Annotated in this window: 20 protein-coding genes and 1 pseudogene; 14 read left to right on the top strand and 7 right to left on the bottom strand. The window is 71.2% G+C overall.

Features of this window, described 5'->3' with window-relative positions:
- Window positions 1-73: 73 nt before the first annotated feature.
- The 4 genes from KJK29_RS13035 (at window position 74) to KJK29_RS13020 (ending at window position 3,929) form a co-directional block, all read left to right on the top strand.
- Window positions 74-991 (top strand): helix-turn-helix transcriptional regulator, encoded by a 918-nt coding sequence (locus KJK29_RS13035; RefSeq protein WP_215119122.1) that lies wholly within the window; start codon window positions 74-76, stop codon window positions 989-991.
- The gene (locus tag KJK29_RS13030) at window positions 988-1,788 is read left to right on the top strand and encodes an SDR family NAD(P)-dependent oxidoreductase (RefSeq protein WP_215119121.1); all 801 of its coding nucleotides are present in this window, start codon (window positions 988-990) and stop codon (window positions 1,786-1,788) included. Before KJK29_RS13035 ends, KJK29_RS13030 begins: the two co-directional genes overlap by 4 nt.
- Window positions 1,789-2,148: 360 nt before the next feature.
- Window positions 2,149-2,823 (top strand): RNA polymerase sigma factor, encoded by a 675-nt coding sequence (locus KJK29_RS13025; RefSeq protein WP_215119119.1) that lies wholly within the window; start codon window positions 2,149-2,151, stop codon window positions 2,821-2,823.
- Window positions 2,823-3,929: a hypothetical protein gene (locus tag KJK29_RS13020; RefSeq protein WP_215119118.1), complete on the top strand. Its 1,107-nt coding sequence runs from the start codon at window positions 2,823-2,825 to the stop codon at window positions 3,927-3,929. Before KJK29_RS13025 ends, KJK29_RS13020 begins: the two co-directional genes overlap by 1 nt.
- Window positions 3,930-4,095: 166 nt before the next feature.
- Here the strand turns inward: KJK29_RS13020 and KJK29_RS13015 are convergent, their stop codons facing one another.
- Window positions 4,096-4,974 (bottom strand): L,D-transpeptidase family protein, encoded by an 879-nt coding sequence (locus tag KJK29_RS13015; protein ID WP_215119117.1) that lies wholly within the window; start codon window positions 4,972-4,974, stop codon window positions 4,096-4,098.
- Window positions 4,975-5,125: 151 nt separating this feature from the next.
- Between KJK29_RS13015 and KJK29_RS13010 the strand changes: the two genes are divergently transcribed.
- Window positions 5,126-6,706, top strand: a complete 1,581-nt coding sequence (locus KJK29_RS13010) for an acyl-CoA mutase large subunit family protein (protein WP_215119116.1) — start codon at window positions 5,126-5,128, stop codon at window positions 6,704-6,706.
- Window positions 6,707-6,814: 108 nt separating this feature from the next.
- A complete protein-coding gene (leuE, locus tag KJK29_RS13005) occupies window positions 6,815-7,468 on the top strand; it encodes a leucine efflux protein LeuE (RefSeq protein WP_215119114.1) in 654 nt (217 codons plus the stop codon).
- Window positions 7,469-7,502: 34 nt separating this feature from the next.
- On the opposite strand, the gene KJK29_RS13000 is transcribed toward leuE, so the two are convergent.
- A complete protein-coding gene (locus KJK29_RS13000) occupies window positions 7,503-8,918 on the bottom strand; it encodes an FAD-dependent oxidoreductase (RefSeq protein ID WP_215119112.1) in 1,416 nt (471 codons plus the stop codon).
- 74 nt (window positions 8,919-8,992) lie between these two features.
- On the opposite strand from KJK29_RS13000, the gene KJK29_RS12995 reads away from it, so the two are divergent.
- A complete protein-coding gene (locus KJK29_RS12995) occupies window positions 8,993-9,643 on the top strand; it encodes a TetR/AcrR family transcriptional regulator C-terminal domain-containing protein (protein ID WP_215119111.1) in 651 nt (216 codons plus the stop codon).
- Between the two features lie 9 nt (window positions 9,644-9,652).
- Here the strand turns inward: KJK29_RS12995 and KJK29_RS12990 are convergent, their stop codons facing one another.
- The 4 genes from KJK29_RS12990 to KJK29_RS12975 all read right to left on the bottom strand — a co-directional run bounded on the left by KJK29_RS12990 (window position 9,653) and on the right by KJK29_RS12975 (window position 14,341).
- The gene (locus KJK29_RS12990) at window positions 9,653-10,576 is read right to left on the bottom strand and encodes a class I SAM-dependent methyltransferase (RefSeq protein ID WP_215119110.1); all 924 of its coding nucleotides are present in this window, start codon (window positions 10,574-10,576) and stop codon (window positions 9,653-9,655) included.
- A 63-nt stretch (window positions 10,577-10,639) separates the two neighbouring features.
- On the bottom strand, window positions 10,640-11,794 hold the full coding sequence (locus KJK29_RS12985; RefSeq protein WP_215119109.1) for an acyltransferase family protein: 1,155 nt from the start codon (window positions 11,792-11,794) through the stop codon (window positions 10,640-10,642).
- A 229-nt stretch (window positions 11,795-12,023) separates the two neighbouring features.
- Window positions 12,024-13,355, bottom strand: coding sequence for an alpha-2,8-polysialyltransferase family protein (locus tag KJK29_RS12980; protein ID WP_215119108.1), 1,332 nt, complete (start codon window positions 13,353-13,355; stop codon window positions 12,024-12,026).
- A complete protein-coding gene (locus KJK29_RS12975) occupies window positions 13,355-14,341 on the bottom strand; it encodes a glycosyltransferase family 2 protein (RefSeq protein ID WP_215119107.1) in 987 nt (328 codons plus the stop codon). The genes KJK29_RS12980 and KJK29_RS12975 overlap by 1 nt, the downstream gene beginning before the upstream one ends.
- Before the next feature lie 198 nt (window positions 14,342-14,539).
- Here KJK29_RS12975 and KJK29_RS12970 point away from each other — a divergent pair, with 198 nt between their 5' ends.
- From KJK29_RS12970 to KJK29_RS12955, 4 genes and pseudogenes are all read left to right on the top strand, one after another.
- Window positions 14,540-15,886: a DUF6716 putative glycosyltransferase gene (locus KJK29_RS12970; RefSeq protein WP_215119105.1), complete on the top strand. Its 1,347-nt coding sequence runs from the start codon at window positions 14,540-14,542 to the stop codon at window positions 15,884-15,886.
- A gap of 35 nt (window positions 15,887-15,921) precedes the next feature.
- Entirely contained in the window at window positions 15,922-17,187 is a 1,266-nt protein-coding gene (locus KJK29_RS12965; protein WP_215119103.1) for an N-acylneuraminate cytidylyltransferase, read from the top strand.
- 13 nt (window positions 17,188-17,200) lie between these two features.
- Window positions 17,201-18,139 carry an N-acetylneuraminate synthase family protein gene (locus tag KJK29_RS12960; RefSeq protein ID WP_215119101.1) on the top strand — a complete coding sequence of 313 codons (939 nt, stop codon included), beginning with the start codon at window positions 17,201-17,203 and terminating at the stop codon, window positions 18,137-18,139.
- A gap of 47 nt (window positions 18,140-18,186) precedes the next feature.
- Window positions 18,187-19,233: pseudogene (locus KJK29_RS12955) on the top strand (hypothetical protein); the annotation flags it as partial.
- 736 nt (window positions 19,234-19,969) lie between these two features.
- On the opposite strand, the gene KJK29_RS12950 reads toward KJK29_RS12955, so the two are convergent.
- Window positions 19,970-20,668, bottom strand: coding sequence for a class I SAM-dependent DNA methyltransferase (locus KJK29_RS12950; RefSeq protein ID WP_215119097.1), 699 nt, complete (start codon window positions 20,666-20,668; stop codon window positions 19,970-19,972).
- A gap of 298 nt (window positions 20,669-20,966) precedes the next feature.
- On the opposite strand from KJK29_RS12950, the gene KJK29_RS12945 reads away from it, so the two are divergent.
- The 3 genes from KJK29_RS12945 to KJK29_RS12935 all read left to right on the top strand — a co-directional run bounded on the left by KJK29_RS12945 (window position 20,967) and on the right by KJK29_RS12935 (window position 24,894).
- The gene (locus tag KJK29_RS12945; protein WP_215124251.1) at window positions 20,967-22,199 is read left to right on the top strand and encodes a M20 family metallopeptidase; all 1,233 of its coding nucleotides are present in this window, start codon (window positions 20,967-20,969) and stop codon (window positions 22,197-22,199) included.
- A gap of 248 nt (window positions 22,200-22,447) precedes the next feature.
- A complete protein-coding gene (locus tag KJK29_RS12940; protein ID WP_215119095.1) occupies window positions 22,448-23,494 on the top strand; it encodes a BMP family lipoprotein in 1,047 nt (348 codons plus the stop codon).
- A 350-nt stretch (window positions 23,495-23,844) separates the two neighbouring features.
- Window positions 23,845-24,894 (top strand): BMP family lipoprotein, encoded by a 1,050-nt coding sequence (locus tag KJK29_RS12935; protein WP_215119094.1) that lies wholly within the window; start codon window positions 23,845-23,847, stop codon window positions 24,892-24,894.
- Window positions 24,895-25,077: the final 183 nt, after the last annotated feature.

Below are 25,077 nucleotides of genomic sequence, written 5' to 3'. Positions count from 1 at the left end.
ACGCGACTTCCTGGGACGCGGCGACCCACCCATCGCCATCGCGACGCCCCCACCGGGGCGGGACGATGGAGCCATGGCCGGCAATGTGGACCTCTCCCAGTTCCTGCGCCGCTGCCGGGACCGCATCGACCCCGCATCGGTCGGCCTCCCCGAGCGCGGCGCCTACCGTCGCGTACCGGGGCTTCGCCGCGAGGAAGTCGCCCAACTCGCCGGGGTGAGCACCGACTACTACACCCGCCTGGAACAGGGCCGGAACATCACCCCCTCCGACAGCGTCCTGGACGCCGTCGCCGACGCGCTGCGGCTGGACGACGCGGAACGGGCGCACCTGCACGACCTGATCAAGACCCGCCCCGGCCGCCGTACGCGGCGCACCGCCCCCGGCGTGCAGCGTGCCCGCCCGGGACTGCTGCGGTTCCTGGACTCCTTTCACGACCACGCCGCCTTCATCCTCGGCAGACGCGGCGACGTCCTGGCCACCAACCACCTGTGCCGGGTCCTGATCGCCGACTTCGACGCCATGCCCTACCGGGAGCGCAACCTCACCCGCTGGATCGTCCTGTCCCCCGAGGCCCGCGACCTGTACGTGGACTGGGAGCGGCTGGCCGCGGAGATGACGGCGATCCTGCGCCTGGACGCCGGCCGCCACCCGGACGACGCCCGCACCGCCGAACTGATCGGCGAGCTGACGATGAAGAGCGAGCACTTCCCTCGCTGGTGGGACGACCACAAGGTGCTCACCCGCACCCACGGCCAGAAACGCTTCAACCACCCGCTGGTCGGCGGGCTGACCATCGACTACCAGGCGCTCACCCCGCCCGGTGAGGACGACCAGACCCTCTTCCTCTACATGCCGGCCCAGGACCGGACGTCCGAGGAGGCCTGGCGCCTGCTCGCCGACTGGAACACCCCCGGCCCCGACCGTCCCCAGCCGGACGACACCGCCACCACTCCCTCCCCCTCCCCCTCCGAAGACAGGAGCAGCCCGTGAACACCCCCTCCACCCGCCCGTTGGCCCTGGTCACCGGCGCCTCCAACGGCATCGGCTACGAGCTCGCCCGCCTGTGCGCGGCCAACGGCTTCGACCTGGTCGCCACCGGCCGCAGCGAGAGGATCGACGAGGCGGCCGAGCGGTTCACCCGCGACGGCGCCCACGTCATCCCGGTCCGCGCCGACCTCGCCGAGGCGAACGGAGTCGAGGCGGTGTGGAAGGCCGTGGAGGAAACCGGCCGCCCCCTGGCCGCCGCGGTGCTCAACGCCGGGCGCAGCATCGGCGGAGCGTTCATCGACACCGACCTGGACGACGAACTCTCCCTGATCGCCCTGAACGTGACCTCGGTCGTCCACCTCGCCAAGCACGTCGCCCGGCACATGGCAGCCCACGGCACAGGCAGGATCCTCATCACCTCGTCGCTGTCCGCGACCCTGCCCACCCCCTACGAGACCGTGTACGGCCCGTCCCGCGCCTTCACCCGCATGTTCGCCCTCGGCCTGCGCGAGGAACTCAAGGAGCGCGGCGTCACCGTCACCACGCTGATGCCCGGCGCCACCGACAGCGACTTCCATGCCCGCGCCGGTATGAACGACACCGCCTTCGGTGTCGGAGCGAAGAAGAACAGCCGCAAGGAAGTCGCCCGCCAGGGCTTCATCGCCATGATGGAAGGCCGCCCCGAGATCGTCGGCGGCGACACCGCCACCAAGCGCACCGCCCTCGAACACCGCTTCCTGCCCGAGCCCTACAAGGCCGCCCGCCACGCCACCAAGGCCAAACCCCGGCCCCAGCACTGAGCCCCGTCGCGAAGAGCTCGCGACAAGGTCGGCGGCAAACCGTGGCAACGGCCGGGGCCGCCACCCCCCACAGGAGAGGCCCCGGCCGTCGCGCGGTACGGACCGCGCGGCGGCCCGTACTTCCTACAGCGCCATGTCTGCGTTTTCTGTCACACCCTGGCGGGTCACGGCTTAGTTGCATCCTGGACGGACATGGACGGGGAATGGTTTCAGGACGTAACGTGCCTTTCGCGCCAACGCGGAGGCGGCAGACCACCGCAACCACCTGCGGTCTTGACACCGCAACCATCAATTGAGGAACCACGACGGCGAGAACCCGGTCCGCGAGAGCGGCGCCGGTTTAGGCGCATAAGGGGTGCGGTGCTGGGGGACGACGCGGAGCTGACCGCCGCGGTGCGTGCGGCACAGGACGGAGATGAAACCGCGTTCCGGACTGTGTACCGAGCCGTGCACCCGCGGCTGCTCGGGTATGTGAGGACGCTGGTCGGCGACCCCGACGCCGAGGATGTGACGTCCGAGGCGTGGCTGCAGATAGCCCGTGACCTGGAGCGGTTCACCGGCGACGCGGACCGGTTCCGCGGCTGGGCCGCCCGTATCGCCCGAAATCGTGCGCTGGACCATATACGTATGCGTGGGCGCCGGCCCGCGATCGGCGGTGACGAGACCGAGCTGACCGGCCGGGCCGCGGAGTCCGACACCGCCGGTGAGGCCATGGAGGCGCTCGCCACGAACGGCACCTTCTCCCTGATCTCCCGGCTGCCGCAGGACCAGGCCGAGGCGGTCGTGCTGCGGGTGGTCGTGGGGCTCGACGCGAAGTCCGCCGCTGAGACGCTCGGCAAGCGCCCGGGCGCTGTCCGGACGGCGGCACACCGGGGTCTGCGGCGGCTCGCCGAGCTGCTCGGCGACGACCCGGAGGCCGATCCGGAATCAGCCGGGGTGCTCGACGCCCTGCCGCCCCAGAGAGAACCGCGCGGTGGCGCGGTGACGTCCGCAGGTGTGACGCATAGCGTCCCGCGGACGCAGAAGGATGTGTGATGGCCGACGAGCAGTACAGGTGGCTGGACCGCGAAACGGCGGAGCGTTTGCTGAGCGGAGAGCCACTCGAAGCTGTCGACGGCGCCGACCGGGGCGAGGCCGAACGACTCGCCAGGACGCTCGGTGCGCTGTCCGCGTCACCCCCGCTGACCAGCGAGGAACTCCCCGGTGAGGCCGCGGCGATGGCCGCTTTCCGCAAGGTGCGCGCGGAACGTGCCGACGCCGCCGCGGCCCTCGCGGCCACAGGTGCCCCAGGGGCCACGGGCGGACAGGCCGCCGCCGAGGTCGTGGACGCCGGACTCGTCCGGATCGGAACCTCGCGCGGCAGTGACGGCGGGAGCGGTTCCGCCCCCGCCCCGCGGCCCCGCTGGACCCGTCCCGCACGCCTCGCCCTGGCCGCCGTACTGGCCGTCGGCATGGTCGGCGGGGTCGCCGTCGCGGCCGGAACCGGAGTCCTGACGCCGTTCGGCGGCGACGAGCCCGACCCCGGTGCCTCGGTCTCCGCCGCCGTCTCGCCTCCCGGGCATCCGCTGGCCTCGCCCTCGCCGAGCGACGCCGTACAGGGCGGCTCCACCCCCGACATCACCCCGGACGACGCCTCCAGCGGCCCCGCCGCGGGCGGCGCCGGTGCCTCCGGACGGGACGACGCACGCGACGACACCGCCCCGAAGCCCGGCCCCGGCAAGCAGTCGGACCGCCCGGGCGACAGCCGCGGGAACATCGCCTCCGCCTGCCGCGACCTCCGCGACGGCAAGCGGCTGAACGCCGACCGCAGACGCGCCCTGCGCGACGCGGCGGGCGGCACCCGGGTGTGGAAGTACTGCAAGGGCCTCCTGTCCACGACCGGAACCCGCTCCACGGACCGCTACGACGGGGACAGCGGCACGGGCAGGCACCAGAGCAACAAGGACAAGAACGACCAGGACGAGAACAACAAGGACGAGAAAAAGGACCGGGACCGATACGGGGATCGCAAGCAGGACCGCGACCGTTACAACCGGAACGACGACGATGACGACGCGCGCCGCAGCCACACCCGGCAGTCCCTCGCACCCCTCCGACCTGCGGTTTCGTACTCCGTGAAAATCTCCTGGCCGAGGGTGTGACGTTTTCGGCCGCCCCGGCGCAGTAATGAGTGAGCCGACTGGTCATCGGCCGTCGCACAGAGCCGGGGTTCCCCCCGTACCTACGGCTCGTGCACCTGAGCGCGGGCGGGACACGTTCCCCCGGTCCCGCCCGCGCCCCAACTTCCCGCACTTCCGTCCCGCGTCCTCACCAGGACACGACGACCTTGTCGCCGTTGCGGACCTGCCCGTACAGCTCCGCGATCGCCGCCTCGTCCCGTACGTTGACGCAGCCGTGCGAGGCCCCCGCGTAGCCCCGGGCGGCGAAGTCCGCCGAGTAGTGCACGGCCTGGCCGCCGCTGAAGAACATCGCGTACGGCATGGGTGAGTCGTAGAGCGTCGACACATGGTCGCGGGACTTCCAGTAGACCGAGAACACACCCTCCCGCGTCGGCGTGCCGCTCGAACCGAAGCGGACCGCCACCGTCGACACGGTCCGGCCGTCGATCATCCAGCGCAGTGTCCTGCTGGTCTTGTCGATGCACAGCACCCGGCCCCTGGCGCAGCGCGGGTCCGGCGGGTCGGCCGGCTGGCCGCCCATCAGATACAGATCCCAGCGGCCCGGCTCGCGGGTCATCCCCAGCAGCCGCTGCCAGGTGACGGTGTCGGTCCGCCCGGTGCGCGGCAGCCCGCGCTTGCCCTGGAAGCCGCTGACCGCCCGCTCCGTCTGCTCGCCGTACGTCCCGGTCGGCCCCTCGAAGAGCCAGGCGACCTGCCGCAGCCGGGCCTGGAGCTCACGGACGTCGCGGCCGGTCGCACCGCGCGACCACAGCACGCGGGGCGGGGCGGGCGCCGCACTGGGCTTGTCGTCGTCGGGCGGGGCGGGGGCGGTACTCGGGCTGCTGCCGCCGCCGTTCGGAGCGCCGCCGTCTGTCGGGGTGCGCGCCGGGGACGGGGTGCCGCTCGGTAACTCGATGTGCACCGGTGAGCGGCGCTTTCCGTCGCCGTCGGGCGGCTGCACCGTGCAGCCGGGCAGCGCGGCCAGTGCGGCCAGCGCGGCGAGTGCCGCTGTGATCGCTCTCCCCATGCCCGTAGTACGCACGCGGCCCCCTGTCGTCTCACCGGTCTGCCCGGATGTCACCTCAGATGTGTTCCCCCGGCGGGCCCCGTCGCGAACCAGGGGGCATGGTGGGGAGCGAGGTCCCGACCACCCACTGCTCGGCGGGAGGCATCGCACCATGACGCGTGAGTCGGAGTCCGGGCTGCCCATCGAGCCGGTCTACGGACCGGAGGCCCTCGCGGGCTGGGATCCGGCGGAGAAGCTGGGGGAGCCGGGGGCGTATCCCTTCACCCGGGGCGTGTACCCGTCGATGTACACGGGCCGGCCCTGGACGATGCGCCAGTACGCCGGCTTCGGTACGGCGACGGAGTCCAACGCCCGCTACCGGCAGCTCATCGCCCACGGCACGACGGGCCTGTCCGTCGCCTTCGACCTGCCCACCCAGATGGGCCACGACTCCGACGCCCCCCTCGCGCACGGCGAGGTCGGCAAGGTCGGCGTCGCCATCGACTCCCTCGACGACATGCGGGTGCTGTTCGGCGGCATCCCGCTGGACCAGGTCTCGACGTCGATGACGATCAACGCCCCCGCGGCCCTGCTGCTCCTGCTCTACCAGCTCGTCGCCGAGGAGCAGGGAATCGGCGCGGACCGGCTGACCGGCACGATCCAGAACGATGTGCTGAAGGAGTACATCGCCCGGGGCACCTACATCTTCCCGCCGAAGCCGTCGCTGCGGCTGACCGCCGACATCTTCAAGTACTGCAAGGCCGAGATCCCGAGGTGGAACACGATCTCCATCTCCGGCTACCACATGGCCGAGGCGGGCGCCTCGCCCGCGCAGGAGATCGCGTTCACCCTCGCGGACGGCGTGGAGTACGTCCGGACGGCCGTCGCGGCAGGGATGGACGTCGACGACTTCGCACCGCGCCTGTCGTTCTTCTTCGTCGCCCGTACGACGTTCCTGGAGGAGGTCGCCAAGTTCCGTGCCGCGCGCCGGATCTGGGCGCGGGTGATGAGGGAGGAGTTCGGCGCGAGGAACCCCAAGTCGCTGATGCTGCGCTTCCACACGCAGACGGCCGGGGTGCAGCTCACGGCCCAGCAGCCCGAGGTGAACCTGGTCCGGGTCGCCGTACAGGGCCTGGGCGCGGTCCTCGGCGGCACCCAGTCCCTGCACACCAACTCCTTCGACGAGGCGATCGCCCTCCCGACCGACAAGAGCTCCCGCCTGGCCCTGCGCACCCAGCAGGTCCTCGCCTACGAGACCGATGTCACGGCTACCGTCGACCCCTTCGCGGGCTCCTATGTCGTCGAGAGGATGACCGACGACGTCGAGGAAGCGGCCGTCGCGCTGATGGCCAGGGTCGAGGAACTCGGCGGCGCTGTCGGCGCCATCGAGCGCGGCTTCCAGAAGAACGAGATCGAGCGCAGCGCCTACCGGATCGCCCGGGAGACCGACTCCGGCGAGCGGGTCGTGGTCGGCGTCAACCGCTTCCGACTCGACGAGGAGGAGCCCTACGAGCCGCTGCGCGTCGACCCCGCCATCGAGGCCCGGCAGGCCGAACGCCTGGCCGCGCTCCGCGCGGAGCGCGACCAGCGGGCGGTGGACACCGCGCTGACGGCCCTGCAGAAGGCCGCCCGGGGGTCGGACAACGTCCTGTATCCGATGCGGGAGGCCCTGCGGGAGCGGGCGACCGTGGGCGAGGTGTGCGACGCGCTGCGGGAGGTGTGGGGCGCGTACGTCCCCTCGGACGTCTTCTGACGGCGGCTGTATGTCTGACGGCGGCTGTCTGTCTGACGGCGGCCGATGGCCGATGGCGGCGGCACCGGGGGAGGGGCGTTGTCAGACCCCCGTGCGACACTCCTTTGCATGTTCGGTGTCATCGATCTGCCCACCTACCTCGTGGGCCTCGTCCTGATTGTCCTGCTGCCCGGCCCCAACTCGCTGTACGTGATCTCCGTCGCCGCGCGACGCGGTACACGCACCGCGTATCGGGCCGCGGCCGGCGTGTGGTGCGGGGACGCGGTGCTGATGACGCTGTCGGCGGCCGGGGTCGCCTCGCTGCTCCAGGCGAACGCCGTGCTGTTCGGGATAGTGAAGTACGCCGGTGCCGGATATCTGGCCTGGCTGGCGGTCGGGATGCTGCGCGCCGCCTGGGGGCTGTGGCGGACCCGCCGCGAGCGGGCCGTGGACGCGGGCGCGCCCGGGGCCGCCGCCGATGAGCGGCCCTTCCGCAGGGCGCTGGTCATCAGCCTCCTCAACCCCAAGGCGATCCTGTTCTTCGTCGCCTTCTTCGTGCAGTTCGTCGACCCGGGCTACGCCTACCCGGCCGTCTCCTTCGTCGTCCTCGGCACCTTCGCCACGCTGGCCAGCGTCCTCTACCTCAGCGCGCTGATATTCGGCGGCACCCGGCTGGCCGCCGCGTTCCGCAGCCGCAAGCGGCTCGCCGCGGGCGCCACCTCGGCGGCGGGAGCCCTGTTCCTGGGCTTCGCGGTGAAGCTGTCCCTGGCGTCGAGCGCGTAGCGCGTCACCCTCACTGGCCGCACCCTTCCAGGCCTCAGCCGCGCCGGCCGAACTGGCCGAGATACTCCGCGACCCCGGTCGGCGCGTCTCCCGCCCAGCCGACGTATCCGTCGGGCCGTACGAGGAACAGCCCGGCCCCGTACGCCCCGTGCGCCGGGCCCTGGACGGTCCGCACCCCCACCCCCTCGCCGAGGGCGAGAGGCGGCACCGCCCCGCCCAGGGCCAGCAGCGTCCAGTGCGGTCCTCGGAACGCGTCGAAAAGGCGGGTCCCGTCCACGGTCCCGTCGGGTGCCCGGTCCCCGGCCCGCACCGGACCGGGGTCGGTGCGCGTCTCCCGCGTGAGCGACGACGTCCGGTAGCCGAGGCCGAGCTGCTGAGTCGCCTCGCCCCTCCGGGTCTCGCCGCGGTGCACGCTCGTGGACAGCCCGAGCATGTCGGCGGCGATGGGACGCCGCTCCTCCTCGTAGGAGTCGAGCAGGGCCGCGTCCGTGCCGTCGCGCAGCACCGCGCCCAGCTTCCAGCCCAGGTTGTAGGCGTCCTGGACGCTGGTGTTGAGGCCCTGGCCACCGGCGGGGGAGTGCACATGGGCCGCGTCGCCGGCGAGGAAGACCCGCCCGGAGCGGAAGCGGTCCGCGAGGGCCGCCCGGGGGCGGAAGTCCGAGGCCCAGCGCAGCTCGGTCACGCTCTCGGGGGCGAGGTGCGTGCGGGCGGCGACGACCTTCCGTATGCCCTCCAGGGAGAGGTCCGGTGCCGTCCCGTCCGGGAACTGCGCCACCAGCTGGAAGTCCTCCGTACCGGCCAGCGGGCAGAGCGCGAGGTAGCCGTCGCTGTCGCCGCCCGGCGGGAAGATGTGCCAGTTGTCCCGGTCCAGGCCGCTGATCCGGACGTCGGCCACCAGCGTCGGGTTGGGGTCGAGGGTCTCGCCCGCCATGCCGATGCCGAGCAGTCTGCGCACCGTCGAGCGGCCGCCGTCCGCCGCGACCGCGTACCGGGCGGTGACGGGCTCGCCCGAGGCGAATTCCGCGCGCACCCCGTCGGCGTCCTGCGTCAGGCCCACGAACTCCCGGCCGAAGGCCACCTCACCCCCGAGCCCGGTCAGCCGCGCGTACAGGATCTCCTGCGTGCGCCACTGCGGCACCATCCACGGCTCCGTGTACGGCGCGTCCTCGCTCGCCTCGGCCGGGTCGAACATCCGGTGCTCGCCCGCCCGCCTGCCGTCCTGCCAGATCATCCCCACCGGGTAGCGACCGCCCGCCGCGCGGATGGCGTCCAGCACACCCAGATCGTCGAAGACCTCCATCGTGCGCGGCTGGATGCCCTTGCCCCGCGAGCCGGGGAACAGCGCGTCCGCCCGCTCGACGACCAGCGCGTTCACACCGCGCCGCGCGAGATCGATGCCGAGCGCCAGGCCGGTCGGGCCCGCGCCCACCACCAGTACGTCAGTGTCCATGATCCACCCTCTCCTTAACGTTGTTAAGTTCCCTCGCTTCCGAGGGTGGCCTTAACGGTGTTAAGTTGTCAAGCGTGAGTACGGAACGACGTGAGCCCCTGGACCGGCGGCGGGTCGCGGACACCGCCCTGCGGCTGCTGAACGAGGTGGGACTGGACGGCCTGACCCTGCGGGCCATCGCCCGGGAGCTGGACGTGAAGGCACCCGCCCTCTACTGGCACTTCAAGGACAAGCAGGCGCTGCTCGACGAGATGGCGACGGAGATGTACCGCCGGATGGTCGCCGACGTCTCGCTCGACCCCGCCGACACCTGGCGGGAACGGCTGCTGAAGGCCAACCGGGGACTGCGTACGGCCCTGCTCGGCTACCGGGACGGCGCGAAGGTGTTCAGCGGCTCACGCTTCACCGGCATCGAGCACGCCGGGCAGATGGAGGAGAACCTGCGCCTGTTCACGGCCGCCGGTTTCACCCTCGCCCAGGCGGTCCGCGCCCTCACCACGGGCTATATGTACACGCTCGGCTTCGTCACCGAGGAGCAGGGCGTGCAGCCCCTGCCGGACGAACGCCGCGAGGGCTACGACGTCGACGAACGCGCCCGCCTGATGGCCGACTTTCCCTTGTCGGCCCAGGCGGGCGCGGAGATCTTCGAGGACTACGAACAGCACTTCGAGGAGGGACTCGCCCTCGTGATCGACGGGATCGGGGCGCGCTACGGGGTCTCATGACACCCCGCGTCAGGCACGCTTCGCGCGTGCCCGCCGTACGGCCCGGGTGACCAGGGGCGGCAGCAGGTCCTTGGCGAGCCGGCGCGCCCGGGACGGGGCCGGCCGGGCCGGTCGCGCCGCGCGGGACTCGGTCACCTCGGCGGCGGGGGCCTTGGCCGCGGCCGGAGGCGCCACATAGTGCCGGGAGACCGGGAACGGCGGCGGCTTCATGCCCCGGGACCGGGCCCGGACCAGCCGGTGCCCGGCCGCCGACTGCACGCTCAGCCCGACGTCGGAGCGCAGCCGCAGCATCTCGAGCAGCTCCTCCTGGAGCGGCTCGGGGTCGCCCCAGGTGCCGTACAGCTTCTGTGTGCTGAGGCAGATCGGGCGCAGGCCCCGGTTGAGGACGGCCTCCCAGGCGGCGACCGAGACTCCGGGGGTGTGCTCGGAGCGGAAGTCGTCCAGGACGACGATGCCCTCGGGCACCAGGATGTCGTGGGCCGCGCCGATGTCGCCGTGCACATGCTCGTACAGGTGCGAGGCGTCGACGTGGATGAAGCGGCAGCTCGCAGGGGACACCTTCTCGGGCACCACGGAGCTGGGGGCGGCGATCACCGTGGGCAGCTCGTCGTGGAAGGAGAGATAGTTCCGCTCGAAGGTCTGCCGGGTCAGCGAGGCGTAGGACTTCGCCGACTCCGCCTGGTTGGCCCCGTCGGGGGCGTCGCCCTCGAACAGGTCGCAGACCGTGAACTTCTCGCCGTTCTGGAGGTGTTGGCCGAGCAGGATCGCGCTCTTGCCCATGTAGACGCCGAGTTCCAGCAGGTCACCCTTTATGCCCTGCTTCTGCTGCCCCTCCAGGAACCAGGTGAACAGCATCTGGTCCAGCGGGGGGAACCAGCCCGGAACATCCGTGAGTTCGCCGGGGTGCTTGTCGGTCGCTTGTGCGTTGGTCATGAGACGAGCCTTCTCTCTGAGCGTTGCCCGAACCGACGGTCGGTTGAACGTCCCGTGAACAGCTCAGCGATCCTTCGCCAGTACTGCCCGCAACCGTGGCGTCAGGGGCTTCTCCACATACTGGTTCAGCAGCCACGCCAGCAGCAGCATTGAGGCCGCGGTCAGCGCGAATGTCGCCCCGGATGGCAGGCCCAGGCCGCTGTGCAGCGCGTGGATCACCACCCAGCCGAGGTGTTCGTGGACGAGGTAGAACGGATACGTCAGCGCCCCCGCCACCGTCAGCCAGCCCCAGTTGGCCCAGCGCAGCCAGCCCAGGGCGATCGCGGCGACCGCCAGGAAGCCGAAGGTCACGACGAGGACGATGCCGGTCGAGGAGCGGTAGGAGAAACCGTCCTCACCGGCCGCGTGCCACAGGCTCTGCACCGCGTAGTGCTGCCCGATCAGCCAGCTGACGGCGACGATGCCCCACGCGTAGGCGTCCCGCCGGTCGAGGTGGACGAGGTAGAGGCCGACACCGCCGATGAAGTACGGGGCGTACTCCGGCATCAGGACGATGTCGAGCAGCGGCATGTTCGCGTTGTCCGCGATCACCGCCGCCAGCATCCAGCCCGCGCAGAACATGATCACCCGGCGGCGGCTCGCCCCCGGGAGCACCACGCACAGCGCGAACAGGGCGTAGAAGCGGACCTCCGCCCACAGCGTCCAGCACACCCCGAGCACCCGGTCCACGCCCAGCGGCATCTGCAGCATGGTCATATTGACCAGCGCGTCACTCGGCGACACCGCCTTGTAGGCCACCACCGGCAGGGCGAAGACCAGGGTCACTATCGCGACCGCCACCCAGTAGGCGGGCAGCAACCGGGAAGCGCGGGAGGCGAAGAACGACTTCAGGGGACGGCCCCAGCCGCTCATGCAGATCACGAACCCGCTGATCACGAAGAACACCTGGACGCCGAGGCAGCCGTAGGCGAAGAACTCGTGCAGCGTGGGGAACTGGACCTTGGGCGAGCTGCCCCAGGCCTCGCCGACCTCACCGTCGCGGCCGCCGTAGTGGTACGCCGCCACCATCAGCGCGGCCACCAGTCGCAGGCCGTCCAGGGCGCGCAGCCGGCCGCCGGGGCCCTTCTTGCGCCGCGGGGCGGTCGTGGCTCCCGGTGGTTCGACCAGCACGCTGACTTCGGGCCGGGGCTTGTGGGTGCTGACGACCGTATCGGTCACGCTGGAACCTCTGTAGCTCGTATGTCCTTCACCTGAGCCGCCTGTGGGCGGGCAGGGCGCCGCCTGTCACCCTAGGGCGGGAATTGACGCTTAAACGTTCGACGGAAACAGGCTTCGCCTTCCTGTTTCCAGGGATTCATCTGGATGTCGGAAACCAGTGGCGAAAACGCGGAGGCGCCGGTCCGCCTCTGTGGGGGACCGACGCCTTTGCGGTGCTCGGCATACGTTTTCAGCGGCGTACCGCCTTGCGCAGTGCCCTGGCCCGCCGGACCACCCGGCGTGCGGTGGAATTGCGCGGCAGGAATGCCAGCCGCTGCGGAATACCGCCGGGCAGGCCGAGCGAGGTGAGACGGCGCTTCTTGAAGTAGCGCCGGGTGCGCGGACCGAGATACCGGGCGAGGAACCGCTCCGCCTGCGGGCGCAGCTCCGGGTAGATCTGCGGCTGCATGGTGAACCCGACGGCGGTGACCAGACCGGACAGCCGTTCGGCCGGCAGGACGTCGCCGTCCTGGCCACCGTCCAGGTCGGGCAGCAGCGCGTCCGCGAGCGTGGTGGGGATCCGGTTGCTGTTCTGGTACGGCGTCAGCCGCTCCAGCAGCAGCTCGGTGCCGATGCGCGCGACCGGCAGGTCGTAGAGCGCCGAGGCCGTGAACAGCGCCGTCGAGAAGCAGCCGACGACCAGCGCGGGCCGGGCCCGGTCGAAGAGCACCTCGGCGAGGACGGGCGTGTCCAGCACGGTGAGGTCCACGCCGAGCTTCTCGGCCTCGGTCTCCAGGGCGCGGCTGTAACGGGCCGGCGCGGTCGGGTGCGGCTTGAAGACGACCGTGCGGTGCCCCTGGGCGACCGCGCCGCGCATCATCCGCATATGCAGGTCTTCCTCTTCCTCCGGGGAGAGGATGTTCAGCGCCGACAGGTACTGGCCGAGCAGCAGTGCCGCGTCACCGGGCACGTCGGGCAGCTCGGGGACGGTCTCGGTGACCTCGCCCAGCACCTTCAGGAACGCGGGCGACGGCACCAGATGCGCCGGCACCTCGAACTCGGTCAGCAGCATCGGCGTGAGCCCCGGCACCAGATCGAGGTGCAGCAGCCGCCGCACCCGCGTGCCGACCAGCGGGTCCAGCTTGTTGCGCGTGGGGCCGTAGCTCATCAGCCCGTCGGCGTAGACGTCGATGGGGGCGTCGGTGAACAACTGGGCCACCGTGAGCGCGGGCGCTACCTGGATGGACTCCAGCACCAGGCTCACGCGGTCGTCGCCGAGGCCCCACAGCATCCGCAGATACCGCTCGAACAGCGGGATGTCGTCGGAGCGCGGCGTCCAGGCCCCGGGGTGGAAGGGGCGGATCGCCTCGTTCCAGGACAGCACCTCGTCGAAGTGCTCGCGCAGCGGCGCGAAGCCCGGCATCTCGTCCAGGGCCGGGGTGGTCTCCGGGGTCGCGGAGTTGTTGAACACCAGCAGCACCCGGCGGTCCGGCTCCTCGAAGAGGTCCGAGTCGATCGCGGCGGCCAGGGTGGCGACGCCGTACAGCGTCGAGGCGCAGAAGATCTGAGTGGTCCCGGGCATCAGGCGGCCGCCTCCGTGGTGGTAGCCCGGCGCCGCAGGCGCCGCAGCCTGGACGAGCGGTCCATGTCCATCGCCTCCAGTGCGTCACCGAGCGCGTCCTGCGGCATGCGCTTGATGGCCGCCGCGCTCATCGACCGCAGCTGCCTCGCCACGGCCGGTTCGAACCTGTCTTCGTTGGAGAGGTGGTGCGCGATGATCGCGCAGTAGGTCCGCACCGCCTTGGGCAGCAGCCGGTCCGCCTCCCGGTCCGCGGCGGTCTCCTCGATCACCTGGTCGAAGGCCCGGATGAAGTCGAGCTGGCGGACATCACCGATCTGGGTCAGCGACGAGGCCACCCCGCGCCGGTAGAACACACCGAGCAGGCTCACCACGGCGAACGACTCCGCCTCCCGGTGCAGCTTCCAGATCCACGGCCGGTCCTCGGCCGTGCGCAGACCATGGGTGAAGTGGAGCACGCCCTGGTCGAGGAGGCGGCGGTGGTAGGCGCCGGCCCAGGCGTAGGCGTAGTCCACCGACGTCGAGCGGTGGGCGGGCAGGATGGCGTCGCGCGGGCTGAACACCTCCCAGCGGCGGCCGACGGGCACCCGGCTGACGGAACGGGCGCGCGCGGTGGCCTGCACATGGTCGGTGCGCACGAAGTCGCATCCCAACTCATCCATGGCGGACACCAGTTCGGTGAAGTAGCCGGGGGCCAGCCAGTCGTCGCCGTCCAGGAACGTCAGGTACTCGCCCTGGGCAGCGTCCAGGCCGGTGTTCCGGGCGGTGGCGAGCCCGCCGTTCTCCTCATGGCGGATGTAGCGCACCTGGGCGACGTCCGACAGTTCCTCGGCCGCTCGCTCGAGAATGGCCGGGGTTTCATCCTTCGAATGGTCGTCCACCAGGATGAACTCGAAATCACGGTCGGCGTTCAACCGAAGGCTTCTGAGGGTGTCCGGGGCATATTGCTGCACGTTGTAGAACGGCACGATCACGGAAAGCTTAGGCACCTGCAAAACGTTAGGAGCCCGCCCGGCAGCGCAACTTTCCGGTGAACGTACACCGGGTGAACTCAATGTGTCAGAACGGTGCACCACGTGTACTTCCGGCCTTCCAGCGGGCCAGTTCGGCTCTCGGTGGGGTGTTGTTAACTTTTCGTTGAGTCGCGGTTCCGCCGTACCTCGGATTCGCTTCCTAGCGTCATCGACGTGCCAGCAAGTACACCGAAGCGCCCGCGAATCGCCGTCCTCGCGGACTCAGACACCCGATGGAAATGGGGTGCGCTGACCGCGGACCGCATCGCCCCGGGCCCGTCCATGGAAGCCGGACCGCGCGAGGGCGCGCAAGTCCGCCCGGTCCTCGACGGCTACCTGCTGCGCGGCCGGGCGACGCCCACCCCGCGCCAGCTGGAGGAAGTGGGCGTGCGCGCCGACTCGCTGCGGGAGGTCACCGCCGTCGAGTTCCTGCGCGCCATGGAGGAGGAGTCGTACGACCTCCTGGTCCTGGCCCTCGTCGGCGGCGGGGTACAGGCGATGCTGCACGGCCTGGCGCGCGTCTGGCAGGACCGCACCGAGCGGCCCGTCGTCGTCACCGGCTACGTCGGTGTCGTCTACGAGAAGCTCGCCGACGGCCTGCTGCTGCGGCACGGCGCGGACCTCGTCCTCGCCAACTCCCGACAGGACGCGGACCGCTTCCGGGCCGTCTACGAAGGGGTCGGCGCCGACGCCTCGGCCGTGACCGAGGTGGCCCTGCCCTTCCTCGGCGGTGCGGCCTACGAAGGTGAGCACGAGCCCTACACGGTCGTCTTCGCCGCCCAGCCCTCCGTCCCGGACAGCCGCAAGGACCGTACGTACCTGCTGAGCCGCCTGGTGCAGCACGCCCGCCGGCACCCCGAGCGCGAGGTGCTGCTGAAGCTGCGCTCCAAGCCGGGCGAGCACACCACCCACATCGAGGAACTGCCGTACCAGAAGCTGGTGCAGCGCCTCGATCCGCCGGACAACTTCCGCCTCGTCTACGGAAACATGGGCGAGGTCCTCGACCGCACCGACCTGCTGGTCACGGTCAGCTCCACGGCCGCCCTGGAGTCGCTGCACCGCCGCGTCCCGACCGTCGTCCTGACCGACCTCGGCATCCGCGAGTCGCTCGGCAACCACCACTTCGTGGGCTCCGGCTGCCTCGCCTCCTGGGACCAGCTGGACGCCGGGCACCGGCCCACGCCCGACGAGGAGTGGGTCGCCCGGCAGGGCGTCGCAGCGGACGGCTCGTACGAGTCCGCCTTCGACGCGGCCCGCGAACGCATCGCCAAGCTCCTCGGCCGGCCCGGCGGCCTGCCCCCGCTGGCCCCGTACTACACACCCGTCACCGCGCCCGGCTATCTGCCCGGGATCCTCGCCCGCCACCACCTCGGCCCGGACGGCACCCCGCTGCCCGGCGCGCCCGCCGCCGACAAGGACCCCGGAGCGGTCCGGCAGATCGTGCGCCGGGCGGCGCGCGGCGCCTACCGGCACGGCGTGCAGCGCGTGGCGCCCGTCATCCGGCGGATGGGCGAGCTGTGAGCCGCCCCGAGTCCCCTGCCCAAGGAGTAGTCCCCATGTCACAACCGGAAGCGGGCCAAGGCGCCTCGGTGCGCCGCGTGCTCGCGGTGATCCCCGCGCGCGGCGGCTCCAAGGGCGTGCCCGCGAAGAACCTCCTGCCCGTCGGCGGCGTCCCGCTGGTGGCGCGTGCGGTGCGCGAGTGCCGCGCCGCCCGGCTGGTGACGGACGTCGTGGTCTCCACCGACGACCAGGCCATCGCGGCCGCCGCCCGCGAGGCGGGTGCCGAGGTCGTGCTGCGGCCCGCCGCCATCGCCGGCGACACCGCCACCTCCGAGGCCGCCGTCCTGCACGCCGTGGACGCCCACGAGGCCCTGCACGGCGCGGTCGTGGACGTGGTGCTGCTGGTGCAGTGCACCAGCCCGTTCATCACCCGCGAGGACGTCGACGGCGTCGCCGAGGCCATCGTCGAGAACGGCGCCGACACGGCCCTCACCGTGGCACCGTTCCACGGCTTCGTATGGCGCGACGCGGACGACGAGGTGGCGGCCGGCACCGTCACGGAGGCCGACGCGGCCACCGGCGGCGGCTACGGCGTCAACCACGACAAGTCCTTCCGCCCGCGCCGCCAGGACCGCCCCCAGGACCTGCTGGAGACCGGCGCCGCCTACGGCATGGAGGCGGTCGGCTTCCGCAAGCACCAGCACCGCTTCTTCGGCCGCACCGAACTGGTGCGCACCGACCCCGCGCGCGTGCTGGAGATCGACGACCCGCACGACCTCGCCCGCGCCCGGGCCCTCGCCCCGCTCTTCGACGCGGACCGGCCCGGCGCGCTCCCGACCGCCGACGACATCGACGCGGTCGTCCTCGACTTCGACGGCACCCAGACCGACGACCGGGTGCTCGTCGACTCCGACGGACGGGAGTTCGTCTCCGTGCACCGCGGAGACGGACTCGGCATCGCGGCCCTCCGCAGGAGCGGCCTGAAGATGCTGATCCTGTCCACGGAACAGAACCCTGTGGTCGCCGCCCGGGCCCGGAAGCTCAAGCTCCCGGTGCTGCACGGCATCGACCGCAAGGACCTCGCACTGAAGCAGTGGTGCGAGGAGCAGGGCATCGCGCCGGAGCGCGTGCTCTACGTCGGCAACGACGTCAATGACCTCCCGTGCTTCGCCCTCGCGGGCTGGCCCGTGGCGGTCGCGAGCGCCCACGACGTCGTGCGCGGCGCCGCACGCGCGGTCACCACCGTCCCCGGTGGCGACGGCGCGATCCGAGAGATCGCCAGCTGGATCCTCGGCCCCTCTCTCGATTCCCTCACCAAGTAAGGACATCTGCGCCATGAGCAACAACTCCCGCATCCGCAAGTTCGGTACTCGCGAGGCCGGCCCGGGCCGCCCCGTCTACGTCACCGGCGAGATCGGCATCAACCACAACGGCGACATCGAGAACGCGTTCAAGCTGATCGACGCCGCCGCCGAGGCCGGCTGCGACGCGGTCAAGTTCCAGAAGCGCACGCCGGAGATCTGCACCCCGCGCGACCAGTGGGACATCGAGCGCGACACCCCCTGGGGCCGGATGACCTACATCGACTACCGCCACCGCGTCGAGTTCGGCGAGGACGAGTACGGCCAGATCGACGCCTACTGCAAGAAGCGCGGCATCGACTGGTTCGCCTCCCCGTGGGACACCGAGGCCGTCGCCTTCCTGGAGAAGTTCGACGTCCCCGCCCACAAGGTCGCCTCGGCCTCCCTCACCGACGACGAGCTGCTGCGCGCCCTGCGCGCCACCGGCCGTACGGTCATCCTCTCCACGGGCATGTCCACCCCGAAGCAGATCCGCCACGCGGTCGAGGTCCTGGGCAGCGAGAACATCCTCATGTGCCACGCCACCTCGACCTACCCGGCGCAGGCCGAGGAGCTCAACCTCCGCGTCATCAACACCCTGCAGCAGGAGTACCCGAACGTCCCGATCGGCTACTCCGGCCACGAGACCGGTCTGCAGACCACCCTCGCCGCGGTCGCCCTGGGCGCCACCTTCGTCGAGCGTCACATCACCCTCGACCGCGCCATGTGGGGCTCGGACCAGGCCGCGTCCGTGGAGCCGCAGGGCCTCACGCGCCTCGTCCGCGACATCCGCACCATCGAGGCCTCCCTCGGTGACGGCGTGAAGAAGGTCTACGACTCCGAGCTGGCCCCGATGAAGAAGCTGCGCCGCGTCGCCGGTGTGGTCGCCGAGGCGGAGATCGCCGACGCGGCGGGCGAGCCGGTCGGCGTCTGAGCGCACAACTCCCCACACCCCCCTTACGACGGGACGGTCGTACGTCGATGAGCCCCCGCGCCGGGAACGCCGGCCCCCACACTCTCGCGTTCGTCGAGAGTCCGGTACAGCTGCTGAACGTGCTGGAGTGGGCGCACGCGCATGCGCCCGGCGTGGGGCTCACCCTCGTGGTGCTGTCACCCGTCGACCCGATGACACGCGGCCAGTTGCGGCGGATGTCCGACCTGGCCCGTGACGAGGGGCACGAGGTCCGCTGGGAGGAGGCGCGCGGCGGCCCGCTGGCGCCCTTCCAGACCATCGGCGGCCTGACGGGCATACTCCGCAAGGCCCGCCGGATCGTCCTGGGGGACCCCTTCTCCCGCTACGTTCAGCTCCTGCTGACCATCACCCGCGCCCGTGACCTGGTCGTCGTCGACGACGGTACGGCGACGATGGAGTTCGTGGGCCAGCTCGCCCGGGGCGAGCGACTGGTGCGCTGGCACCGCAAGGGCGGCCGCCCCGGCCCCCGCGACCTGATCTTCGCGCCGGTGTCCTCCTCGGCCCGCCGCCGCCTCACCCCCGGGGGCAGTCGCCGGGTGGAGATCTTCTCCTCCATGCCGATGGAGGAGACCCCCGAGGGCGTCACGATCAGCGCCAACGACTTCGCCTGGACCCGGGCCCGCTTCGGCCCGCCGCGCATCACCAAGGGCGCCGACATGGTGGGCACGTCCCTGGTCGAGACGGGCGTCGTCGACGACGACCGCTACCTGGAAGCCGTCCGCGCCCTGGCCGCCGCCCACGGCGCCACCCGCTACTTCGCCCACCGCCGCGAGAGCCCGACCAAGCTCCGTCGCCTCGCGCTCGAGACGGGCCTGGAGATCGTCCGCCCCGAACTCCCCCTGGAACTGATCGCCCGCCGCGGCCCCATCGGCCGCACGATCCTCAGCTTTCCCTCCACCGTCGTCCACACCCTCCCCCTGGCCCTCTCCGGCACCGAGGTCCGCGTAGCGGTCTGCGACATCGACCCCACCTGGCTGACCGAAACGGCCTCCCCCCGAGCCCAGGGCTTCCTCTCGGGCGTGACGGGAACAGCACGGGACGTACACCGGCTGTCCCCGGGCGGTTCCGGAGGCCAGGAGGCTTCGGAGAACCCGCCGAGCCCGCCGAGCCCGGGAAGCATCCCGGGCCCGGCGACGATGACCGGCCCGGGCAGTGTCACGGGCCCGACGAGTTCGGCGACCATGACCGGCTCGGCCGGCGCGGGCAGTATCCCGGGCCCGACAGCCAGGGCGACCGTGTCCGGCCCCACGGGCACGGTGGGCCCGGCAAGCAGGCCGGGCCCGGGCCCTGCGGACGCCGCAGGCGCGGTGGCGGCCGGCTGAGACCGTGCGGGGCCTCTACGGCAGGAGGCCGGGGGAGCCAGGCGCCCTCGCGTTCCCGGTCTGCCGACCAGGCCTGCGGGATCGGCAGGGCCGGGCGGCGAGGGCCTCCGGTCTGACACGGGAGGCCTGTGGGACCGAGCGGGCCAGGCGGCGAGGGCCTCCGGTCCTGCGGCGGGTTCACGCCCCGACCAGGGCTGACCCACGCTCCGAGTGGGCGGACCGTTCCGCCGATCGGCGCCGCCCGAAGCCGCTCCACCGGCCTGGCCGAGGCAGGCTCACGCTCCGAGTGAGCCGACCGTTCCCCCGAACGGCGCCCACCGAAGCCCCTCGATGAGCCCGACCGAGCCACACCCACGCTCCGCCTGCGCTGACGCCCGTACGCGACCGGTACGGATCCACGCCCCGGCCAACGCGGACCGGCGCACGCCGAAGCGAAGCCGCGTGCCCTCAGGCCCGGCCCCCGACCGGCTCACTCCCGCACAGAGCCCGGCCTGTACGCCAGCAGAAACGCGCGGGGCAGCTTCTCCTCGCCCTCCGGCTCCCGGAACACGCGGGCGTGCACGCGCAGGCCCGCCTCCCTGAGGGCGGTCGTGACCGACTCCGGGGTGCGCCAGTAGTAGTCGAGGGAGATCGGGCTGCCGAAGCGCTCGGTGAGACGCTGATGCCCGTCCTCGGCGCCGGACTGGAAGCCGAGCAGGACCGGCGCGCCCGGCAGCAGCACGCGGTGGAACTCGGCGAAGACCGAGGGCAGATGATCGTCCGGCACATGGATGATCGAGTAGAGCGCGACGATCCCGCCGAGCGTCTCGTCCGGCAGGTCGAGGGCCGTCATCGAACCGACGTGGAACCGCAGCCCCGGGTGCGCCCGACGGGCCAGGGCCACCATGCGGGGCGAGACGTCGATGCCGAACACCGGCAGCCCGAGCCCGTGCAGCCGCGCCGCGACGTACCCGGGGCCACTGCCGATGTCCGCGACCGGGGGCCGCACCGCCGCCCCGGGCGCTCCTGCCGTGCCGGGCGCCCGGACCAGGTCCACGAAGGCCGTGAGCAGCGCCCGCTCCAGCGGTCTCCCGGCCAGGCTGTCGGGGAGCCCGGCGGCATAGGCCTCGGCGATGGCGTCGTACGAGGTCTGGGTGGCTGTGAGGAACTCCGGGCTGTCGGCGCGCACGGGCCGCACACTATCGGGGCCCTGTGGCAGTGAGATGAACAAGACAGTGTTCCCCGCGCGGGGCGTGGTATCCGTGGAGAGGATGGATGGGTACCGGAGTCCCGACCGAGGTGTGTCCGACGTCACACTCCGGGGATGCGGTGACCGGCTCAGCCCAAAAGGCGGGCGAGTTTACCCATCTCACTTGATAGCTATACGTCCGGCGGTCATATTTTCTTCCCCTAACGGGTTGAAAATTTGTTGATCGAGGGTCAGCCGACCGCCTTGGCGCCCTACCCTTCAGAGGGTGAAGCAATTGATGTCACTGGAGTCCGAGGTCGATCTTCCCGGCGAAGCCGTACTTCCCGGCGCACTGCCCGACGCCCTGCGCGCAGAGCTCATCGCGTTCCGGCGCGACATGCACATGCACCCGGAGCTGGGCAACCAGGAGTTCCGCACGACCGCCGCGATCAAGGAGCGGCTCGAGCGGGCCGGCCTCAAACCGCGCGTCCTCGCCGTCGGAACCGGACTCGTCTGTGACATCGGCGTAGAGGGCGAGCAGTGGGACGGCGGCCCCAGCATGCTCGCGCTGCGGGCCGACATCGACGGCCTGCCCATCCCGGACACCAAGGCCGACTGCCCGTACCGCTCGACCGTGCCCGACCGCGCCCACGCCTGCGGCCACGACGTGCACACCACCGTCGTCCTCGGCGCCGGCCTGGTCCTCGCCGAACTGCACAAGCAGGGCCTGCTGCCCCGCCCCGTCCGGCTGATCTTCCAGCCCGCCGAGGAGGTCCTGCCCGGCGGCGCCGCCGATGTCATCAAGTGCGGTGCGCTGGAGGGGGTCGGCGCGATCATCGCCGTGCACTGCGACCCCCGGGTGGACGCGGGGTACGTCGGACTCCGCGAGGGTCCCATCACCTCCGCCTGCGACCGGCTGGAGATCTCCCTCGACGGCCCGGGCGGTCACACCGCACGCCCCCACCTCACGACCGACCTGGTCACCGCGGCGGCCCGCGTCGTCACCGACGTACCCGCCCTGGTCGGCCGCCGCTTCGACAGTCGCAGCGGACTCGCCATCACCTGGGGCCGCGTCGAGTCGGGCCACGCGCCGAACGTGATCCCGCAGCACGCCGAACTCTCCGGCACGGTGCGCTGCCTCGACATCGAGGCCTGGCGGCAGGCCCCCGACGTCGTGGTCGCGGCGATCGACGAGATCGCCAATCTGCACCGCGCCAAGTCGGAGATCAACTACGTGCGCGGCGTACCGCCCGTCGTCAACGAACCCGGCGTGACCGAGCTGCTGCGCGACGCCATGATCGCCCGCCGCGGGGTCGACTCCGTCCTGGGCACCGAGCAGAGCCTCGGCGGCGAGGACTTCTCCTGGTACCTGGAACACGTCCCCGGCGCCATGGCGCGCCTCGGCGTCCGCACCCCGGGCGAACGCCACGTCCGCGACCTCCACCAGGGCGACTTCGACGTGGACGAGTCGGCGATCACCGTAGGCGTGGAACTCTTCACGGCGGCGGCCCTGGTGAACGGCCTGCGTTAGGGCGGCCCCTGACCTGCGAAAAGGAATCCGGCCGGGGATGAGCGACGGCGCGCGGTGAAAAGGATCGCGCCATGTCCCCGGCCGCACTTTTCGACCCCGTTCGCTCCCGTGGTTCACAAGGGCGTAACCGGCCATCGGCACGAATGGATAACGGCCCCACGGTGAACCGTTCCCAAGGGTGTCTACGCGCGTTAATGTGCGCCGCACTGAGCGCCCACTGCGGGGCTTTGGAGAATGGGGAACTTCAGATGCGTCGGATTTCCAAACTGACCCGTGTCGCGGTGGGGGTCGCGTCGCTCGGGCTCGCCGCCACGGCCTGTGGCAGCACCAGCAGTGAGAGCGGTGGCAGCGACACGAAGGAAGACAAGGGTCTCGCCATCGCCTACGACATCGGCGGCAAGGGTGACCAGTCCTTCAACGACGCCGCCTACGCGGGCCTGACGAAGGCCAAGGACGAGTACGGCTACAAGACGGCCGACATCGAGCCCACCGAGGGCGAGACCGACGCCGACAAGGAACAGCGGCTGGCCTCGCTGGCCAAGCAGGGCTACAACCCGGTCATCGGCGTCGGCTTCGCCTACGGCCCGGCGATGAAGGCCGTGGCCGCCAAGTACCCGAAGACCACCTTCGGCATCGTCGACTCCGTGGTCGAGGGCAAGAACGTCGCCTCCCTCGTCTTCGCCGAGGAGCAGGCCTCGTACCTCGCCGGTGTCGCCGCCGCCAAGGTCACCAAGTCGAACACCGTCGGTTTCGTCGGCGGTGTGGACATCCCGCTGATCCACAAGTTCGAGGCCGGCTACAAGCAGGGCGTGCAGGACACCAACCCCAAGGTGAAGGTCGTCTCGCAGTACCTGACGCAGACGGCCGAGGAGGGCGGCTTCGCCAGCCCCGACAAGGGCAAGGCCGCCGCCGAGGGCCAGATCGAGAAGAAGGCCGACGTCGTCTACCAGGCGGCCGGTCTCTCGGGCCAGGGCGTCATAGAGGCCGCCGCCAAGGCGAAGGTCTGGGCGATCGGCGTCGACTCCGACCAGTACAAGCAGGCACCCCTCGCCGCGTACAAGCAGTACATCCTCACCTCCGCCCTCAAGGACGTCGGCGGCGCGGTCTACGCGCTGTCCAAGTCGGTCCACGACGGCAAGCCGCTGTCCGGGACCCAGACCTTCGACCTGAAGGTCAACGGTGTCGGAGTCTCCGAGGCCAACCCGGAGTTCGGCCAGGTCGCGGGGCTCAAGGACGCCGTGGACAAGGCCAAGAAGGGCATCATCGACGGCTCCATCAAGGTCAAGACCGAGTAGCGGTACCGGTCTGCGACAGCCACGGAGGGCGGGCACCCCAGGGTGCCCGCCCTCCGTGGCGTTCCCGGGGCGAATCGCCCCGAGCCACCCGGATCACCCTGCGCCACCCCTCGTTCGCGGTCGGCGACACCCGACCCGAGACCCGGGGATGGCTTGGCCACGGGCGGATAACAAGGTGGACAGAAGGGGTTTTCAGGCAGGTCTACGCGCGTTAATCTGCGGCGAAGCCAGCGTCGACGCTGAACCGTTCCGGCGCTTGGCGACCCCGGGGTAGTGAGAGCACGTCCCCACGCCGCCCGGCACGCACCCTCGCCGCACCGGGCCCGCCAGTACGACAGGAGCACCCACACATGCGCCGGATTTCCCGGATCACGGTCGCAGGCGCAGCGACCGCCTCCCTGGCCCTCGCCCTCTCCGCCTGCGGCAGCACCTCGACCTCTGCCGGGTCGTCGGACTCGAAGGGGAACAAGGGTCTCGCCATCGCGTACGACGTCGGTGGCAAGGGCGACCAGTCCTTCAACGACGCCGCGTACGCGGGTCTGGAGAAGGCGCAGAAGGAGTTCGGCTACAAGACGGCCGACGTGGAGCCCACCGAGGGCGAGACCGACGCCGACAAGGAGCAGCGTCTGGTCTCGCTGGCGAAGCAGGGTCACAACCCGGTCATCGGCGTCGGCTACGCGTACGCCTCGGCCGTCAAGGGTGCCGCGGAGAAGTTCCCGGACACCACCTTCGGCATCGTCGACGACGCCACGATCAACAGCAAGAACGTCGCCGACCTGGTCTTCAACGAGGAGCAGGCCTCCTACCTGGCCGGTGTCGCCGCCGCCAAGAGCACCAAGTCCAAGGTCGTCGGCTTCGTGGGCGGTGTGGACATCCCGCTGATCCACAAGTTCCAGGCGGGCTTCGCGCAGGGCGTCAAGGACACCGACCCGAAGGTCAAGGTGCTCTCCCAGTACCTGACGCAGACGGCCGAGGAGGGCGGCTTCGCCAGCCCCGACAAGGGCAAGACGGCCGCCGAGGGCCAGATCGAGAAGAAGGCCGACGTGGTCTACGCGGCCGCCGGTCTGTCCGGTCAGGGCGTCATCGAGGCCGCCGCCGCCAAGAAGGTGTGGGCGATCGGCGTCGACTCCGACCAGTACGAGCAGGCCGCCCTCGCCAAGTACAAGGACTTCATCCTGACCTCGGCGATGAAGGACGTCGCCAAGGCGGTGTACAACCTCGCGAAGTCGGTCGAGGACGGCAAGCCCGAGACCGGTATCGTTCGTGGCGATCTGAAGACCGGCGAGGTGAGCCTCTCGGACTCCAACCCGAAGTTCGCGGACGACGCCGAGCTTCAGGAAGCCATCAAGACGGCCAAGGAGAAGATCATCAGCGGCGAGATCAAGGTCAAGAGCAGCTGACGACTTACTGCCTCGAGCAGGCAGTGACCCCCGGGGGTCGCGTCCGCTCAACGGGGCGCGGGGAGGCTGCTCTCCGTGCCCCGTTGGCGCGGGGGCCCGGCCCCTTTGTATGCCGTAGGGGCGCTACGCGCGTAGACGACCCCCGTCCCCAGGAGAGTGCGTTATCAACGCGTCCAGCAGCCC

This window comes from Streptomyces koelreuteriae, assembly GCF_018604545.1.
Classification (GTDB): domain Bacteria; phylum Actinomycetota; class Actinomycetes; order Streptomycetales; family Streptomycetaceae; genus Streptomyces; species Streptomyces koelreuteriae.
The sequence above is the reverse complement of the archived record's forward strand: the minus strand, read 5'-3'. Positions and strand labels throughout refer to the sequence as shown.